This window comes from Streptomyces sp. NPDC032721 (assembly GCF_055579625.1).
On the sequence record NZ_JBVIMX010000001.1, the window covers coordinates 1,204,802 to 1,221,767 of the forward strand.

At 69.6% G+C, this 16,966-nt stretch carries 23 protein-coding genes; 22 read left to right on the forward strand and 1 reads right to left on the reverse strand.

What is annotated here, in order from left to right:
• Positions 1-15 precede the first annotated feature (15 nt).
• The 15 genes from ACZ5PB_RS05190 to ACZ5PB_RS05260 all read left to right on the forward strand — a co-directional run bounded on the left by ACZ5PB_RS05190 (position 16) and on the right by ACZ5PB_RS05260 (position 10,163).
• Positions 16-513 (forward strand): hypothetical protein, encoded by a 498-nt coding sequence (locus ACZ5PB_RS05190; RefSeq protein WP_468687899.1) that lies wholly within the window; start codon positions 16-18, stop codon positions 511-513.
• Entirely contained in the window at positions 510-1,103 is a 594-nt protein-coding gene (locus tag ACZ5PB_RS05195) for a hypothetical protein (protein WP_468687901.1), read from the forward strand. The genes ACZ5PB_RS05190 and ACZ5PB_RS05195 overlap by 4 nt, the downstream gene beginning before the upstream one ends.
• Positions 1,104-1,315: 212 nt before the next feature.
• Positions 1,316-1,741: a hypothetical protein gene (locus ACZ5PB_RS05200; protein WP_468687902.1), complete on the forward strand. Its 426-nt coding sequence runs from the start codon at positions 1,316-1,318 to the stop codon at positions 1,739-1,741.
• The gene (locus ACZ5PB_RS05205) at positions 1,738-2,031 is read left to right on the forward strand and encodes a hypothetical protein (RefSeq protein WP_468687904.1); all 294 of its coding nucleotides are present in this window, start codon (positions 1,738-1,740) and stop codon (positions 2,029-2,031) included. Before ACZ5PB_RS05200 ends, ACZ5PB_RS05205 begins: the two co-directional genes overlap by 4 nt.
• A gap of 265 nt (positions 2,032-2,296) precedes the next feature.
• Positions 2,297-2,725, forward strand: coding sequence for a hypothetical protein (locus ACZ5PB_RS05210; RefSeq protein WP_468688289.1), 429 nt, complete (start codon positions 2,297-2,299; stop codon positions 2,723-2,725).
• On the forward strand, positions 2,722-3,492 hold the full coding sequence (locus ACZ5PB_RS05215) for a hypothetical protein (RefSeq protein WP_468687906.1): 771 nt from the start codon (positions 2,722-2,724) through the stop codon (positions 3,490-3,492). Before ACZ5PB_RS05210 ends, ACZ5PB_RS05215 begins: the two co-directional genes overlap by 4 nt.
• A gap of 65 nt (positions 3,493-3,557) precedes the next feature.
• Positions 3,558-4,382, forward strand: a complete 825-nt coding sequence (locus ACZ5PB_RS05220; protein WP_468687907.1) for a relaxase/mobilization nuclease — start codon at positions 3,558-3,560, stop codon at positions 4,380-4,382.
• A gap of 237 nt (positions 4,383-4,619) precedes the next feature.
• Positions 4,620-5,375 (forward strand): relaxase/mobilization nuclease, encoded by a 756-nt coding sequence (locus ACZ5PB_RS05225; RefSeq protein ID WP_468687908.1) that lies wholly within the window; start codon positions 4,620-4,622, stop codon positions 5,373-5,375.
• A 21-nt stretch (positions 5,376-5,396) separates the two neighbouring features.
• On the forward strand, positions 5,397-6,056 hold the full coding sequence (locus ACZ5PB_RS05230) for a hypothetical protein (RefSeq protein WP_468687909.1): 660 nt from the start codon (positions 5,397-5,399) through the stop codon (positions 6,054-6,056).
• 17 nt (positions 6,057-6,073) lie between these two features.
• On the forward strand, positions 6,074-6,841 hold the full coding sequence (locus ACZ5PB_RS05235; protein WP_468687911.1) for a hypothetical protein: 768 nt from the start codon (positions 6,074-6,076) through the stop codon (positions 6,839-6,841).
• Between the two features lie 276 nt (positions 6,842-7,117).
• On the forward strand, positions 7,118-7,507 hold the full coding sequence (locus ACZ5PB_RS05240) for a hypothetical protein (protein WP_468687912.1): 390 nt from the start codon (positions 7,118-7,120) through the stop codon (positions 7,505-7,507).
• Positions 7,504-8,328, forward strand: a complete 825-nt coding sequence (locus ACZ5PB_RS05245) for an SPDY domain-containing protein (protein WP_468687914.1) — start codon at positions 7,504-7,506, stop codon at positions 8,326-8,328. Before ACZ5PB_RS05240 ends, ACZ5PB_RS05245 begins: the two co-directional genes overlap by 4 nt.
• Before the next feature lie 38 nt (positions 8,329-8,366).
• Positions 8,367-8,747, forward strand: a complete 381-nt coding sequence (locus ACZ5PB_RS05250; RefSeq protein WP_468687915.1) for a hypothetical protein — start codon at positions 8,367-8,369, stop codon at positions 8,745-8,747.
• Positions 8,734-9,555 (forward strand): SPDY domain-containing protein, encoded by an 822-nt coding sequence (locus ACZ5PB_RS05255; RefSeq protein ID WP_468687916.1) that lies wholly within the window; start codon positions 8,734-8,736, stop codon positions 9,553-9,555. The genes ACZ5PB_RS05250 and ACZ5PB_RS05255 overlap by 14 nt, the downstream gene beginning before the upstream one ends.
• A complete protein-coding gene (locus ACZ5PB_RS05260) occupies positions 9,552-10,163 on the forward strand; it encodes a hypothetical protein (protein ID WP_468687917.1) in 612 nt (203 codons plus the stop codon). Before ACZ5PB_RS05255 ends, ACZ5PB_RS05260 begins: the two co-directional genes overlap by 4 nt.
• A gap of 529 nt (positions 10,164-10,692) precedes the next feature.
• On the opposite strand, the gene ACZ5PB_RS05265 is transcribed toward ACZ5PB_RS05260, so the two are convergent.
• On the reverse strand, positions 10,693-10,926 hold the full coding sequence (locus ACZ5PB_RS05265; RefSeq protein ID WP_468687918.1) for a hypothetical protein: 234 nt from the start codon (positions 10,924-10,926) through the stop codon (positions 10,693-10,695).
• 135 nt (positions 10,927-11,061) lie between these two features.
• Between ACZ5PB_RS05265 and ACZ5PB_RS05270 the strand changes: the two genes are divergently transcribed.
• The 7 genes from ACZ5PB_RS05270 to ACZ5PB_RS05300 all read left to right on the forward strand — a co-directional run bounded on the left by ACZ5PB_RS05270 (position 11,062) and on the right by ACZ5PB_RS05300 (position 16,859).
• Positions 11,062-12,849 carry a type IV secretory system conjugative DNA transfer family protein gene (locus ACZ5PB_RS05270; RefSeq protein WP_468687919.1) on the forward strand — a complete coding sequence of 596 codons (1,788 nt, stop codon included), beginning with the start codon at positions 11,062-11,064 and terminating at the stop codon, positions 12,847-12,849.
• Positions 12,846-13,337, forward strand: a complete 492-nt coding sequence (locus tag ACZ5PB_RS05275) for an XF1762 family protein (protein ID WP_468687921.1) — start codon at positions 12,846-12,848, stop codon at positions 13,335-13,337. The genes ACZ5PB_RS05270 and ACZ5PB_RS05275 overlap by 4 nt, the downstream gene beginning before the upstream one ends.
• A 58-nt stretch (positions 13,338-13,395) precedes the next feature.
• Positions 13,396-13,935 carry a hypothetical protein gene (locus tag ACZ5PB_RS05280; RefSeq protein WP_468687923.1) on the forward strand — a complete coding sequence of 180 codons (540 nt, stop codon included), beginning with the start codon at positions 13,396-13,398 and terminating at the stop codon, positions 13,933-13,935.
• Positions 13,936-14,030: 95 nt separating this feature from the next.
• Positions 14,031-14,522, forward strand: coding sequence for a hypothetical protein (locus tag ACZ5PB_RS05285; RefSeq protein WP_468687925.1), 492 nt, complete (start codon positions 14,031-14,033; stop codon positions 14,520-14,522).
• 146 nt (positions 14,523-14,668) lie between these two features.
• On the forward strand, positions 14,669-15,457 hold the full coding sequence (locus ACZ5PB_RS05290) for a hypothetical protein (RefSeq protein ID WP_468687927.1): 789 nt from the start codon (positions 14,669-14,671) through the stop codon (positions 15,455-15,457).
• Entirely contained in the window at positions 15,454-16,128 is a 675-nt protein-coding gene (locus ACZ5PB_RS05295) for an SPDY domain-containing protein (protein WP_468687929.1), read from the forward strand. The genes ACZ5PB_RS05290 and ACZ5PB_RS05295 overlap by 4 nt, the downstream gene beginning before the upstream one ends.
• The gene (locus tag ACZ5PB_RS05300) at positions 16,125-16,859 is read left to right on the forward strand and encodes an SPDY domain-containing protein (RefSeq protein WP_468687930.1); all 735 of its coding nucleotides are present in this window, start codon (positions 16,125-16,127) and stop codon (positions 16,857-16,859) included. Before ACZ5PB_RS05295 ends, ACZ5PB_RS05300 begins: the two co-directional genes overlap by 4 nt.
• Positions 16,860-16,966 lie beyond the last annotated feature (107 nt).

The following is a 16,966-nucleotide window of genomic DNA, read 5'->3' on the forward strand; positions in this document are numbered from 1 at the left end:
AGCAGGAACAACCACGTGGCAGTTCAGACCGTCTGGTCTATCGACCATGCATGTGGGCACGCCGACGAGCGTGATCTTTCAAGCCGCCCCGCCGACAAGCGGGCCTCCTTTGCCCGCTGGCTCTCCACTCAGGACTGCACCGACTGCTGGCGGGCCTCCCGCGAGCGCACCACGGTGCCCACGCAGGAATGGCTGGCTGCCAAGCGCGCCGAAGAGCAGCAGGCCGCTGCCGACTGGGCTGTCCAGTACGACATGCCGCCGCTCGAAGGGTCGGCGCGGGCGGCCCCGTGGGGCGAACGGTGCCGCCACGAGTTGGTGGTCGCGGCGTACACCTCGCTCGTCGTCGAGGGAACCTGGGACGACGGCGACTGGGCGCTGACCGAGGAGAGAATCCGCACCGTCCTGCGTGCCGGATGGTGGATCGACCAGCGGGAGGCAGCAGGCACTGACCTGCCCGAACTTCTCGATGCAACAACAGTCAATGACCTCGGGAACGAGAACCCCTTCCGATGACCTCCAAAAGCCACGCCCTGGCCCTGTATGACCTGGCAACCAGGATCGATCGTTTCCGATTTCAACTTCCTTCCCTGACTGATCGTTCCACCAGCCTCAGCACAACCGAACTGCTCAGGCACATCTCCACCCTGAGCAAGATCACCACCACCGTCCGCGACGAGATCCGCGGCTGCTTCGAAGCCGATGTGGTCACCGCGGACGCTCGGAAGACCGTCGTGGTGTACAGCGCCACCCTTGCCCCATTGGGCGAAGCCTTGACTGAATTCGGGCGGATGCAGGCCGAAGTCGCGTCCTACCACTGCATCGACGTCCCCCAGTACCGCGCAATGCGAGCGGACTTGGACCAGCCTGGACAACTGGTCAGGGATTCCCTTTCCCGCTGCTGTGAGGCCGTCGACGAGATACTCGCAGCTACTACCACTGAGCTCTACTCGGAGGCAACCAAACTGATGCCCCGCGCTCGCCTGCAAACTGCGGTGAGCACCAAATCAGCCAGCGCCCCCGGACCCGGGCAACGCTCCACACCCGTAGCCCCTCTTCCCCCGGCGCTGCCCAACGTGGCCACGTCCACTGCGAAGAACCGCTGACATAGCCACCGGTGAAAATGGTCTCGCTCTCGGATACCGAGATTCTTCCTCTCCTCGACCATGCAGCTGCCCTGACCTGCTGTATGGAGTTCGTGGAACTCCCACGTCCGCCCCTTATAGCGCGGAATCCCTGATTTCGGAAAGCAGGGATTCTCCGGAGGATTGAAGTAATCCCCCCAACGTCCCGCGCCCCGTTCGTGGAAGGTCCCGCTGTGCCCGAAATCTCGCCCCGCTCCCGTCCGCCGTACATTCCCACGGACACCGTCACCCCCGCCCGCCGCGTCACCCACGAGTACTTCAAGCCCCGCGACACGGTCGTCGTCATCAAGGGCGTCGTCGGCGGAGAGCTCTACGGCGACCCGATGACCGTGGTGACCCCGTCCTGGCACACGCCCACAGAGGAGGACGGCTGGCGGGTGCGCAACCCGGACGGCGGCCAGCACACCTACATCACCGCGCACCCCCGCTACCTCGTGCACACCCCCCGCAGATGCGCGGACTGCACGATCTACCTGCGCGCCCTGGAGGACCTGCTGCTGCCGCCCCTCACCGGGGACCAGCAGATCGACTGCGGCTGGTACAGCCTGACCGCCCTCGACCAGCTCGTCCACGTCGACGACACCCGGACCAGCAAGTGATACCGCGCCTTCACCCCCGCACCCACGCCCCGCACGACCCGCTCGGCGAGGCCCTGGGCCGCTCGGTATCGGCGGACGAGGGTCTGACGGAGCACACCGTCGTCGCCCACTGGCCGGGCCTCGGCCTCTTCACCGTGGATGACGAGCAGGAGACCTGGACGTCCGCCGAGTGGGCCGGGCACCTCGTCGACCCCCTGCTGCAGCATCCGTTCCCGGCCAGCCCGAAGGATGACCGGGGGGGGCGATCCTCCATCTTGACGTCCGACTCCACCCCGACGACCGAGAGCTGACCGGCCCCGAGTGGGCCGAGCGGCACTGGAAGAAAAGGCCCGCACCGTCACCCGGGCCGGATGGTGGATCGACCAGCGCGAAACCGGGGGCAGCGACCTCCCCGAACTCCTCGACGCGGCCACCGACGACGACCATGGAACGGAGAACCCGTTCGGTAGACGGGCGCTTTATACCCCATCATCCCCGGTTCGCGAAAAAGGGAATTCTCCAGACTCTTGGACCCTCCCCGCCGCCACCTGGCGCCGTACGAGGAAGGACCAAGCTGTGCCCGAACCCGACGCCCCCTCCCGCCCGCCGTACGTCCCCGACGACGTACTCACCCCGATCCGGGACATCACCCACGGCCATTTCCGTCCCGGCGACCAGGTCGTGATCCTCAAGGGGATAGCCGGCGGGGAGGTGTGGGGCGACGCGTACGGAGTCGTCGTCCCCTCCTGGCACACCCCCACCAACGAGGACGGCTGGCGGCTGCGCGATCCGAACGGAGGCGACCGCACCTTCGTCACCGCCCACCCCCGCTACATGGTCCACCTCTCCCGGCGCTGCGCGGACTGCCTCACTTACCTGCGCGGCATGGAGGAGTACCTGACGAAGAAGTTCGTCGACGACAACTCCTGGCTCGACTGCGGCTGGTACAGCCTCACCCACCTCCACCAGATCGTCCACGTCGACGACGCGCGGAGCAGCCGATGAGCGTCACCGCGCAACACGCCAACGCCCGTGCCGCCGTCCTGAACCAGGTACGCACCACTACCCTCGCGGACGTGGCATCGGCCCACTGGCCGCGCACCCTGGCGAGTCTGCTGACCGAAGTCGGCGCCACCTGGCGGGAATCGGCGGAGGTGTGCGCCGACGTCGCCTGGCAGGCCCGCGCGCGCGGGCGCAGCGCCCTGGTCGTCATGCCCTCGGCTCAGCTCACCCTGCCCCACCTTCCGCCGATGACCGCCCGGACGTACCGGCACGTCTACCTGGGGACCCTTCGTTACGATCTTCGGTGCCTGAGCATCGATGCCCTGGTCCGGGCCATGCCCCGGCAAGTCAGCAGCACGCTGGACTGCTACAGCCGGGCCCTGCACGCCTTCGCCCAGATCGGCAAGTCCCGTACGTCCGGGCTGGAGTTGATGCAGCAGGTCCTGGACGAAGCGGACGACCACCCCAAGACCCTGCACGTCCTGCTGCACGGCCTATGGCTCGGCCAGGGCCTCCCGGATCGCGCACAGCGCATGCTCGACCTGCTGGAGCGACCCCCGTTCCAGGCCGACACCGACCCCATCGCCCTACTCCGCAAGGCCGGCGCGCTGCGGGACCTGGGCCGCCACGACCAGGCGCTGGCCACGATCGACCGTGCCCTGGAGGAACTGCCGCCCGGCGACGTCGCCGTGCACACCGACCTCGTCCGGGAACGCACCCTGATCACGGCCGTCGCCCAGCTCACCGGCACCACAGGGGCGCCCCAGTGATCTCCTACATCCACGACCGGTCCGGTGCTGCTGCGCACCCACTCAGCCTGGCGCTGGGACGTCCCGTGTCCCATCGGGAGGGCCTGACCACCGAGGACACCGTCGTCGCGCACTGGCCCGGACTCGACCGCCACCTCGCCGCAGACGACTGGAACGAGATCTGGACCTCCGTCCAGTGGGCCGAGCATCTCAACGAACCGCTCCGCGCCCACCGCGCCACCTTCAGCCCCCAGGGGGACCGGCGAGCCGTTCTGCACTACCGGTTCCAACTCCACGCCGACGACCGTGAACTCACCGCCGCCCAGTGGGCCGAGGTCGGGCACCGCTTGGCCCGCGCCGCCGACATCGAGACCCCCGGGGACGAAGACGGCTGCCGGTGGATCGCCGTCACCGCCCAGCCCGGACGCCTGGACCTGATCGCCAACGCGATTCGCGAGGACGGCACCTGGCAGTACCGGCCACTCGACCTCGGCCCGCGGCTCTGCGACGAGGCACGCCAGATCGAGCTCGACCTGCGGCTCATCTCCCCGCTGGCTGAGCAGGAAGTTGTTGCGGCCGAGCCCGCCGTGTCCGTGGCGCCGCCCAGGGCGGATGTACCGCCTGTGGCCGGGGTGCTGGCCCAGCTCGCCGACGAGGACGCCGGCCCCCTGGCTACCGTCCGCGGTCTCATCGAGCACAGCGCTCACCGGCTGGCACGCCAGCCTGGAGCCCATGGTCACGCCACGGCACACCAGTTGGAGCTGCTGGCCCGCCGCCTGCACAACATCCAGCAGGAGCTCGCCACCGCCGCCGGACAGATCGCCGCACCACAGGCCCGGCCAGCGGTGCAACCGCCCGGCCGCCCCGCAGCGCCCCCGTCCCTCGCACAGCCCGCACGCCCTGTTCGCTAGGAGAACCGTTCCTCCTCACCCTCCCGACCACCCGGGACGCTCATGCCAACTGCCCCCGTACCCATCCCGAAGGACACGGACCTCTGACCGACCGCGGAAGGAGACGCCGTGATCGCGCTCATACGTCCGCGAGGCTCTTTTGCGGCCGACAGCCTGGCCGCCCTGCCTCTCGATCGCCGTCCTCCTCCATCAAAGAATCTGCGGGCCGGCGAGGCCGTGGTGGCCTACTGGCCCCACTTGGACCGGTACACGCGTGAGGTATCCCTCGATGAAGATCCGGCGCTGTGGACCATCGCCCAGTGGGCTGAGCACCTGGACGATCAGAACTGGGAGTTCCCACTCGCCGCCGCTGATGCCGGTGAGTACGCTCCGCTCTTCCACCTGACTCTCCAGCTCAACCCGCGCGATCGAACGCTGGTCTCCGACGAGTGGGTCCAGGTCGCACACCGCATGGCCGGCGCCGCCGGCCTCCACTCCGACCAGGTCTCGCGCAGCTGCCGCTGGGTCGCTGTGCAGACGAGCCACAACAGTCTCGATCTCCTCGCCAACTTGATCCGCACAGACGGCACCTGGCTGAAGCAGGACGCCTCCCTCCCGAAGCACCTGGCCAACGAGGCACGACGAATCGAGGTCGACCTCGGCCTGCTGCCCACTGGCCGCGCCCCCGGAACTCCACTGACGGTGCCGAGCACCGCATCCGCCGACGGTCCTTCCCCCCTCCACGAAGCGGCTCGCGAACTGCGCTCGGTGGCAGCGGAAGGCTGCGGCCCGCTGGCCCTGGCCCGCGCCTGCCTCACCGACGTCGCCACACGTGTCGGGAACCGGTCGACCGACGTGCGGGACCGGCTGGAGTGGGTGGACCGCCGCCTGCACAGCCTCCAGCAGGTCCTCGACGACCTCGCCGAAACCTTGGAGCCCTCCGCGCCAAACACCGCGCCGCGCCACGCGCTTCCCCCCTCTTCCCCCACTGCGCCTGCCGGGCGTACACGCTGAGCCAGAAAGCCCCCTGCCCCCGTGCCACTTGCCGACCGCGTCCTGGAACTGCGCCGCGACACACACTCTGACGAGGTCCTCGCTCGTGGCGGTGATCCGGAAGCCCACAGCATTCTGGAGCGCACCGGGTTCCTCCCCATCGCGCGGGCCCATGACCTGTATCACCGCCTGCCTACGGGGCTCGACCTCGCCGAGGAGGTCCGCCTCGCCCAACGGGCGGTGGCCCGACTGCAGGCCGTCGGCTACCACGTCGCGTGCGACGAGCCCTTCGCCACCGCGTTCCGCGAACCGTATTACTTGCCCCTCGGCGCCTCCGTGCTGCACCTGGCCCAGGACATCCGTACCGCTCCCCAGACTGAGGACGTAGCCGACACACTCGCCGAGCTGGTAGCCACCCACGACGGCGTCCTTTCCGGCGTGACCGAGGCCCTGTCCGCCACGGCCGACTTCGTCCAGGACCTCGACGGCAGCACCACCCGCGCAGACTCGCTCCGTCTCCTGCGAGACCACGTCGGTTTCATCCGCTCCGGCCTCCAGCGCCTGCGGACCGAACTCGCCGACCGCCACGAGGCGCATCCCCATCGCAGCACATGCCCAGAGCAGGTCGGCCCGCACGAACGGGAGAAGTCCGCCGCCTGCCCCTGCCCGCCGCCCCTCCCCGCTCCCGGCCCCCGCCGCTGACTTCACCCAAGGACCCCATGCCCGCCTCCCACGAACCCGACTCCGACTTCCGCGACCTCGAAGGCTTCGCCACTGCGCTCGCCGACGCCCTGCCCGGCGACTGGACCAGTGAGTACCACCCGTACCTGAGCACCCACCCGGACCACACACCGCTCACCGACGACGTGTGGGACATGAACCTGGTTGTCGACGCTCTGGCCCGCCAGACACCGCAGCACAGCGCCGTCCTCACCAACGGCGAAGCCCGCCTGTACGTCATCGAGCGCCCCGGCGAACAGGACGAGTTCCTCGCCGCGGCGATGGCCCCCCACGGCCTCGATCCGGCCGCCTTCCGCGGGGTGCGCGAGCCGGACGGGATCGCCGTCCCCGACCACCCCTACCGCGCGGCCGTTGAGCTGTTCACCAATCTGCTGCCCCGGTACGACACCGCCCTCGCCCAGGTCCGGGCCAACCTCGACCGCCTGGCCGCGCCCACCGGCGCGACAGCCGAGCACGTCGCAATGGCCTGGGGCAGCGCGGGCGAACTCTCCGCGACAGTGACCAGCGCCGAGGCCGCCGCCGTCCTGGAGAGTGTCGGCTTCGTGCACAACGAGGACGAGGACGTCTATGCCCTGTCCGGCGACGACACCTTTCAGCAGGCACGGGCCATGCGCAAAGCCGGAGCGCAACTGGCCGCCCACGGCATCTCGGTCTCCCTGAGCCACCCAGCACCCCGCACCGGGCTGACCGCCACCGCGTCCTCCCGCGTGGCACCGTCGGCCCCTGCCGTCGCCCGCACCCGCTAGACGAGTTGCCCGTACCCCCGGTGCACTCCCCGTCCCCCGCTCACGCTGAAGGCCGCCCGTATCGCTGTCCCCCGCCTCCGCCGATGAAGCCCTCCCGCGGCCCACGCCTCGCACGCTTCCTGCTCCGTCGCTACATACGTGCCTGCACGGTCGGCAGCACAACCCGCGACATCCCCCTCGCGACCGGCCCGTACGTCGTGCTCGACGAGATGCAGCGCCACAACAGCGGCCCCCTGCCACCGCACCGGTCCCCGCAGCACTCATCTGAAAGAACCGATGACGTCCTCCACGCCCTACCCCGTGCAGCACGCCCGTGAGATCGCCCGGCGGATCGACCTCCTGGCCACCTACCTCGACCGCTCCTCCCCTGACGACGCCTCCCAGATCATGGACGCGGTCCTCGACAACGACGGCATCATGCAGCGCCTCGCCGAACTCCTCGCCCACAGCTCCCGCTACGTACAAGAGCGCACCACCGACACGGGCCCCCACCCCGAGTTGTGGCGCAACCTCGCCCGCGGGGCCGGGCAGCTCAGCGATCTCACCGTCGCTCTGATGGACGAACCCGCCAAGCTCGCGTCGCTCACCCAACCGGCCACTCCCCGCTCGACCGCCCTTCCCGTCCGGCGGCAGACAGGCAACAACACACCAGGAAAGGCCCGTTGAGGAAAAGCAAGAAGCATCAGCAGCCCCACTGGTCTGCTGACCAGACTCCCCAGCAGCACTACGCCATCCATCCGCGCTACCTGGCCGGCGGCGGCGACCTGCGACACATCACGGAATACCTGCGCGTCTCCGGCTGGGCAAACTCCTCCCCCCAGCAGAGCAACGCCCTCGTCTTCGACAACCCCGAACGCACCCTCCGCGTCGTGTACGACCCGCTCGGCACCCCCGCCGGATGGACCGTGGCCGGCCGCAACGCACCCGGCGGCCCGTTGGACTGGCGGGTCGCTCTCAGCCCGCAGACCCCGGTGGAGATCGTCGCCGGCCTGACCGACGCCCTCACCCAGCCGCGGTCCGCACACGCCCCCAACGTCTGGGCTCCTCTGGAACAACAGGGCTGGGAGGCCGCTCCGGAGAAGCACCCCACCGCAGTCAGCCCGGACAAGAACGCCTGGTTGCAGTGGCGTGAGACCGGGCCAGGTGACGCCTACTGGTGGGCCGGCGCGCGGACCGAGCACGGCCGCACCTGGGACGCAGCCTTCAGCGCCAACACCCCCATGCACCTGGTGGCGGCCTTCACCGCCCAACTTGCGTCCAACGAGCCCGTCATGCGCCCACGGGGACACGTTCCTCCCACCAACCGCATCCGGGCACAGTCCGTCTCCGTGCTCCCAGCCGACCTCAGCGCCTGGCAGCAGCGACGCATCAACGCGGCCCGAACCGCGACCGCGTGGGCCCGTGGCGCCTGGGGCGTCGCGACGCCGGGCAAGAGCCGCTCCCCGCACCCATCACAGGCAACAGCAGGCTCTCCGCGCACCCGCTGAACCACGCACCCCAACCGACCACCAATTAATGGAGGTTCATGACCCGGCCCGCCATCACCACCCCCGTACCCACACTCGATGAAATCCGTCAGACCACCGACACGCTGGTCCGGCTGACGGCACAGCTGCGCAGCAGCCCTGACCTCCGCGACGTGATCCCTCTGCTCGACCAGCTCCTGGACGAGGACCACGGCGCCCCGATCCGGTTGTTCGAACTCCTGCGCGCCTTCGCCCGAGCCACCCACGAACAAATCCCCTGGCCACGGGACGAGCAGACCGCCTCTGCGATCGAGGCATCCTCCAGCGGCACCATCGCGCTCCAAGACCTGCACGCCCTGCACTGGACCGTCGGAACTCTCGGCGAAGCCCTCGCCGCTGCACCGTCGCCGACGGCGGGAGAATGCCATGCCCATAGGTGAGCGGCAGCTCGCCGCATTCGAATCCGATCACTCTTTCCGAGTCCTGGACGAAGTCCGGCCCCGCTACCTGGCAGGTTCCGGTGATCCCCGGCACGTCACCCACGCGCTGGTCGCGGCAGGCTGGGCCAATCGTTCTGACCCCGCTGCCCCGAGCGTCCACCTGGTAAGTCCCGACCACCGGTGGGACGTGCACTGCAACGCGTACTCCGGAAGCAGCGACTGGTGGAGAATCACCGGCAGCACCAGCGAAGGGGCCTACGTCAGCGCATCGTTCGGCCGCATGGTGCCCGCGGAAATCCTGGCCGGCTTCACCGATGCGCTCGTCTCTCCCCCAGCGGAGGATGAGGTTCACGACGTGTGGTCACTCCTCAGCGAATCCGGCTGGAACGTCACCAGAGAGCCCGACGGAACCGGCACAGCCACCTCGCCCGACGGGAAGGCCATGGCGGAATGCCACCATCCCGCTACGGACCTTCCCGATCACGTCATCTGGTCCTTCGAGGTCGACGTACCGCAACGTCCACCGGTGTGGAGGGCCTCGCTGCACGGCAACGTCCCGGCTCATCTGCTCTCCGGGTTCGCCAGCGCGCTGGTCAATCCGGAACCTCTTCTGCGCAGCGGCTGGTCCGACACCATGGGGCACTACACCGCAGAGAAGGAGCCCAGCGCTCTCACCGGCAGAAATGCGGTTGCCGCACACCGTGAACGCGTCAAAGCCGCCGCGGCCCGGTTGCGCGCCGCGCGCCGCCACAGCCTCACCGCCTCCGCGCCCGCCCCCGCCGCCGTCTCTCCGGTCAAGGCCAGGTGAGCACCCTGGAAGGCGCGCCCCGGACCACCACGTCACCAACCCGCCCGAATGTCCACCAGCTCCAGCAACTCGCCTGGTACCTAGGCCGCAGCGAGGAGATCATCCGGCAGTGCGACGCCTACCGTGACGCACACAGCGATCCCGACGGCTGGCCGCACGACCCGGAGGCCACCGGGTGGCGCGTCCATCGCCGGGACACGGATACCTGGTCCGCGTTCTGTCAGATCCGCCCCTTCGCCCGCCAGCTCCTCACCCGAGCCGCGGCACAGCGTCTGCGCCTGCCTCCCCGCGCCTGTGACCGGTGGGCCGCACCCCTGCTCGCGCTCTCCACGGCACTGGACGAGATCGATTTCCTGGACCGCGAATCCGGCGTAACCCGGGACGGCTTGCCCGGCTCGGCGCCGCCCGCCTCCCAGGCGTACGACAGGTTCACCACGTTCACCGACGAAGCATGGCACCCACTGAACGAATGGACCTGCCGTGGTCAGGCCGTCATCGACATCGACACCGCGTTCCGCGATGTCCCCGCCGCTCCACGCATGCGCGCTGCAGCACCTGCACCACCCACGCCACCGTCCACGGGCAAGGTCACACAGGCCGGCCGGTAGCCCCGGCTTGATGTCACCACCCAGCACGCCACCTGTCGCACGCCCTGCGGATTCCTAACCTGCGAGGTCCCGTGCAGAAACATTCCTGCACGGGGCCGGCAGCACGGCCCGCCGGGCCCGCGCAAGGAACAGATGCCTCGCCCCCCACCGTCAGCCTCCTGGAATTCGTCGAGCAGGTCACCACCCGCCTACCCGGCTCCTGGTCCGGCACCTATACCCGCCCCGCGACCGGAGAAGACCAGCACTCCGTCGGGCTTGCCCTCTGGGACACCACCGGGCACATCGGCTACGTCGTCAGCAACAAGCACCTATGGCACGACGCCTACCTGCAGCGCGCCGACGGGCTTCGCTGCAACCCCCACCGCGGTACTCACTGCCTCCGCGAGGCATCGCGGCATCGCGCGACCACCCAGTCCGACCGTAACGCCCCGCCACCACCTACTTCCGCTCCTGGAGTTCCATGCATTCACGCCCCGTTGACGCGATAGACCTCGACGCTGCGACGCAGACCGTCGGAGCCGTGATCCGACTACTGGAAGACGGCGTCCTCCCCGAACAGGCGGCCCTCCTTCTCCGTCACGCCACCGACCCGGGCACCAGCGTTCTGGCTGGGCTCGCCGGCCTTCTCGATACCGCCGCTCACTACGCCCAACGCCACGGCGCGTCCCCGCACGTGACCAACACGTTCCTGGCTGCCGCAGAGGACCTCTTCGCTCATAACGAGGCACTCGAAGACGCCGTCCGCCGTCTCGGAGAACTCCACACCCCAGCACCAGCACCCGCCGTGCCGGGTTTGCCGAAGCCACCTCCGCCTCCCGCGACGCCGCGCCGCTGAGCGCCGGGCACCAGCCCACCCCCGCCGCCCGTCCCTCCCCTTCACACCTCTGGACCCGCCCGTTTGCCCACCTCACCCAACTCCAATGACGGCTACGACATCGCGTTCAAGGCGCTCCTGGGTCTTGCCGCCGTCGCCGTTCCCCTGGCCCACCTCACCTGGCTCGCCGGGAACGCCGCCGCCTGGCTCACCGGACGCACCACCGCCCCGTACGCACCCACCGATGCCCTCCTGCACCCCGATCGGCTCTGGCCTGACGCCAGCAGCACCGCCTTGCTGTTCGGGGGCCGCATCGTGCCGATCACCTTGCTGCTCGCGCTGGCCGGTCTCGGTGCTCTGCTCTGGAGACGTCGGGGGAACGCGGGCGGGGGAAAGCAGAAACGTATCTCCGGGATGGCGAAGGCGAAGGACATCCGGCCGCTGCTCGCCACGCAGATCACCGCGAAGGCTCGTAGCCTGCGTCCGAGCCTGAAAGACGCCAAGCACCTCGCCCCCTCCGACACCGGAGTCCTGCTGGGCAATCTGCAGGGCACCCGCCACGAGGTCCGCATGGGTTACGAGGATGTAGCGGTCGCTATCATGGCGCCGCGGTCCGGGAAGACCACCTGTCTGGCCATCCCCGCCCTGCTCGCCGCCCCTGGACCCACGCTCCTGACCAGCAATAAAGCCTCCGGGGATGCCTACACAGCCACTCTGGAGGCCCGTGCCGCCCAGGGACGGACCTGGAGCATGGACCCGCAGCAGATCGCCCACGCCGAACGGGCGATGTGGTGGAATCCGCTCGCCTCCGCCAAGACCCTCGACGGTGCCGGACGGCTCGCCGGGCACTTCCTCGCCGCGTCCGTGGACGCCTCCCAGCAGGGGGACTTCTGGTCCAAGGCCGGCAGCAACATCCTGAGCCAGCTGTTCCTGGCCGCAGCGCTCGACGAGCGCCCGATCACCGACGTGATGGGCTGGCTCGCCTTCCCGGCCGACCGCACCCCGCTCGACATCCTGCGCGACCACAAGTTCGGCCCTGTCGCAGCCCAGCTGAAGGGGACCGTGGAGGGGCCTCCGGAGACACGGGACGGCATCTACGAGACCGCCCGCCAGTACGCCGCCGCCCTGCTCAACAGCGAAATCGCCGCCTGGGTCACCCCGCAGGAGGGCATCCCGGAGTTCCGGCCCGCCGACTTCGTCACCAGTCGCGACTCGCTGTACCTGCTCTCCAAGGACGGCGGAGGCGGCGCCAGCGCACTGATCGCCGCATGCGCCGACTCCGTCATGCGAGCCGCGACCGCTCAAGCCGAGCGCGCCGGCGGACGCCTGGACCCCCCGATGCTCGCGATCCTCGACGAGGCCGCCAACGTGTGCAAGATCAGCGACCTGCCGGACCTCTACTCCCACCTGGGCTCCCGCGGCATCATCCCGATCACCATCCTCCAGTCGTACCGACAGGGGCAGAAGGTGTGGGGGGACGCGGGCATGGACGCCATGTGGTCCGCCTCCACCATCAAGGTCATCGGCTCCGGCATCGACGACCCCGACTTCGCCGACAAGCTGTCCCGGCTGATCGGCGACCATGACGTCGAGACCCGCTCGACCTCGCACTCCGACTCGGGGAAGTCCACCTCGATCTCCATGCGCCAGGAGCGGATCCTGCCCGCCGACGCGATCCGCGCACTGCCCAAGGGCACCGCGCTCGCCTTCGCCACCGGTATGCGCGCCGCGATGCTCGACCTGCGGCCCTGGTACCTCGAAGGGGACGCCGCCGAACTGTCCGCGGCATCCGCCCGCGCCTCCCAGGCGATCACCGAGCGGGCGCTGGCGAAACACCAGCCGAAGAAGACCGACTTCACGAAGGCCGCATGAGCGAGGCCCGCCTGCACCTGGTGCCCGTCCGCTCCCGGGACGCGAAGGACTTCGTGCGGGCCTGGCACCGCCACCATCCGCCACCCGCGGGTCAGATCTTCGCGGTCGGTGCCGCCGACGACTCCGGGGTGCTGCGGGCCGTGGCCATTGTCGGACGCCCCGTGGCACGCCACCTCGACGACGGAAGCACCCTCGAAGTCACCCGGACCGCATCCGATGGCACACGCAACGCCAACTCGCTTCTCTACGGTGCCTCGTGGCGCGCGGCGAAGGCGCTCGGATACCGGCGTCTGCTCACGTTCACCCAGGAAGGCGAGAGCGGTTCCTCCTTGCGGGGCGCGGGCTGGCGGCTGATTGCGCGACGTCCGCCCCGGAGGGGCTGGCACACCCCCGCCAGGCCCCGGACAGGCCACGGCAACGACAACGTCGCCCGCTTCCTCTGGCAGGCCCCCGGCCCGGAGCAGACCGACAGCCCGCACAGCAGCTGATCCCCTCCCCGCCCGTATCCGCTCTCCCCGAGCAACCGAAGGAAGGTAGTCCCCGCACATGGTCGACTTGGCCGAACACACGCGCCTGCTGTCCGGCGCTGTCCTCGCTCTGGAGGAGTTGTCCGCCGAGGCGCGGCGTGTCCGGGAGGGTGAGATCGCCAAGCCCGTGCGCGAGATCACGCCCATGAGCCTGCGGCTGCATGAGCTGGCTGTGCAGTGCACCAGTCAGGTCCACGAGCTGTCGGTCAGCGAGCTTCCCGAGAGGGAGGGCGGCACTCAGGCCCTGGCGCATCTGGTCGGTGCCTGCGCGCAGATCTCGCTCGCCGCCACGCTGTGCAACCTCGCCATCCACCACCGCACCGAGATCTACCTGTACGACGACGCCGACCCCACTCCCGCCACGAGCGCTGATCAACTTCGGCGCGCCGAGGAGGAGATGCACAGAGCCGCCACCACCTGCCGCTCCGTCGCACAGCAGTTTTCCCGCCGGCTGGCTTCCTTCACGGCCTGGCCCGTGGTGCAGCACCACCATGCTGCGCCGGCGACCTCGATGCCACCGGCTCGCCCGGTCGCCGGCCGTGCAGGGGCGTTGAGCTGACCGGCCCCTGACCGTCCTCCTTACCGGCCTTCCCGCCCTGCCCAGAATTCCTCGGAGTGCCCGTGCCCCTGTATGAACCGGTTGATCTTGAAGACATGCTGCCGCGGGCGGCCCTGGATGCGGTCACCGCCGATATGAACGAGCACCCCGCGACAGCCGACCGCACCGGGCTGTTCCACGCCACCCGGCACACCGCGCTCCTCAGCCACCTCACCGCGCAGCTGGCCGCCGCCGTCGAGTACCAGCTCACCGTGGGCACTCCCGATCTTCCGCCCGCGGCCATGCTGAGCCGCACAGCTGTCCACCTCGGGCGGGCGGTTGCCCACCATGCCCAGGCACTCGACGAACTCCTGCCGCTGGCCACCAGCAACCGGACCACCCTCCAGGAGCAGGTCGACTCCATCGATCAGCAGCGCAGCCTGCGTACCCACCTGTCCAACGCTCACGCGGCACTGACCGAGGCCCGCATCCTCCTGCACGCGCCGCGGTCGGCTTCCCTGCCTCCTGCCCGACCCGCTCCGCGTTCCCCTGGGCTCGCAGCGGGTGCCCCCTCCTCATCCAGGAGCAACGCGCCTTCGCGCCGGTGAACCGCCCTTCGCCGGCCGACGGTGCTTGGCCCTTTTCCGCATGCTGGCGACCGGCCCCGACTCCGCCCAGACCCTAGGACCGATTCCTCCTGCCACACGACGAACTGACCGTCCATGTCACGCAACTCCGCACGCTCGGCGACGACTTGGTTGCCTTCCAGATCACCCTCGAAGAGATCGACATCCGTCCGGGTAACGACGCGCTCGCGGAATTCGAGGAACTGCTGCAGACCTCCCACCAGCTCACGGTCCGCGCCCTCGACGCGCTGACCGCCCTGGCCAGCAGCTCGTACCCAGCGGTTCCCGGCAGCGACCTGGCGCTGGACGCGCTGTCCGGAGGAGTCGCCTGTGCCAGCGCCGCCGGCACCGACCTCGCACGCGCCATCAGCGACAACGCATACGACAGCACACCCCTGCCACATCCCCAGAACATCGGCAGAGAGGCAGCCATCCGCCTCGCCCGCCACCAGCACGCCGCACCCCTGCTCCACGATCACCTCGCCAACGCCGCCTCCCACATCGACGTGGCCTCCACCGCGTTCCACTACCTCGCCTCGACCCTCGCCCAGGACATCGAACAACTCGACCCTGCGCACACGAAGCCGCGCTCCGCGATTCCGGAGTCGCTGACGCCGGGGCAGCACCAGGCGCTACGGGCGCTCTCCCTCGGCGAGGGGCGGTGGGAGATGTCGGACGAAGACTCCGGCCGGATGCTCATCACGACCAAGGACGGCAGCCAGGTCACCAACGCGGCGGTCTCCCAGCTGCTGACCCGCAAGCTGATCAGCGCAGGCCCCGGCACCCGGTACGAAGGGCAGACGCTGACGACCACCCCCGCGGGCGAGCGCGCCCTCGCGCACCACACCACCCGCACCACAGCGCCCACACGGCCACCGGCCCTGAAAGCCGCACCACCCCGGGGAGCGCGCCGATGACGTGCGCGCCGCCGAAGCAGACACCGCCCGCACCCGAGGACTCCTTCGCCGGCGTACCGCGGGCCTGGGAGATCTTCGGCCCGATGATCGAGCACTTCGGCTGGGAGCCCGCCCAGGCGGAGGGGTTCCTGTCTGTCCTGCGCCCGCAGAGTTCGCTGGAGTTCCGCCTCGACCTGCGCCGAAGGGAGCATGCCTGGTGGGAGGTGCGCCACCAGATCCCGCACTGGTTCGGCGAGTTCAGCCGCCACACCCCCGTCGAGGCCCTCGGGCTGATGGTCTATTCCCTGCCGCAGCTCCAGGGCGACGGCCGCTTCGCCGACCGCATCGGCGCCCTGCCCGCCAGCATCCCCGAGGCCGCCACCGACGCGCAGTGGGCCGCCGCTCGCTCGCCGGACGGCATCGAGTACACCTCGCCCGATGAACGCGCCTCGCTCCGGTACACACCAAAGGCGATCGGCATCCATACCAAGTGGGCCTTCCGGGGCGACGCCACCGGGCAAGCCCCTGCCTGGGAGGCCCGCTTCACCGCAGGCACCCCGGCCCCGCTCGTCGCCCGTTTCCTCACCACCCTCACCTCCACCGGCGCTGTCACGGAGCGCCGCTCCCCGCTGAGCGCCATCGCCCCGCTGCCGGCCGTGGAGGCCGCACTCTCTAGAGGAGTTCGCCGATGAACCAGTACGCACCAAACGACCGGGTCTTGATCTCGCCGCGGTACATGGCCGGAGCCGGAGACCGGCTCACCGACGTGGTCGGCCCGTTCATCCACCTCTTCGGCTGGAACTACGAGTACGACGCCGCCACCGGGCACGTAAAGATCGACAGCCCGGACGGCAGCCTCTTCGTCGACGTCACGCCGCTGCACGATCTCGGCCATCTGGTCAACGTGGCCCACCACGAGCCCTACTGGGAAGCGACGTTCAGCAGGCAGTCGCCCCTGGAGGCGGTCGCCGCCTTCACCCAAGCGCTACCTCAGATGCTCGGCGATACCCGTCACGCCGAGCGCATCCCGATCACGGACCTGCCGTTGGACCAGCTCGCCCACCTGAACGGCTGGTCGGCCGACAACGGCACTCTCACCTCGCCCGACCTGTACTGCCGACTGGAGCACACACCCGACCAGGAGATCGCCTGGCAGGTCGAGCACGTCTACTTCGAGCACGCACCGCTGGCCACCTTCACCCAGGACACCCCCAAGCGTCTCGTCCAGAACTACTTCTCCCACCTGGCCTCGACCCTGCCGGTGGAGCGAACCTTCAGTGACCTCCCCTTCAGCACACGGGACCAGCACAGCGCCCTGATCACCCCGGTCCGCGGAGCCGCTCTCAACCCTCACCTGCAGCACGCCCTCGCGCAGCTCCCCCGCTCCGCCGACCCCGGCCCCCGCCCTGGAGCCACCCGCTGACTGAGCACACCGCCTCCCTTGCAGCAGCCGAACAACTCCTCTCCCTGGCAGCCGACTTCACCCGCTTCACCGACGCCCACGCGCGCCACCACCTCAACGGGCCCACT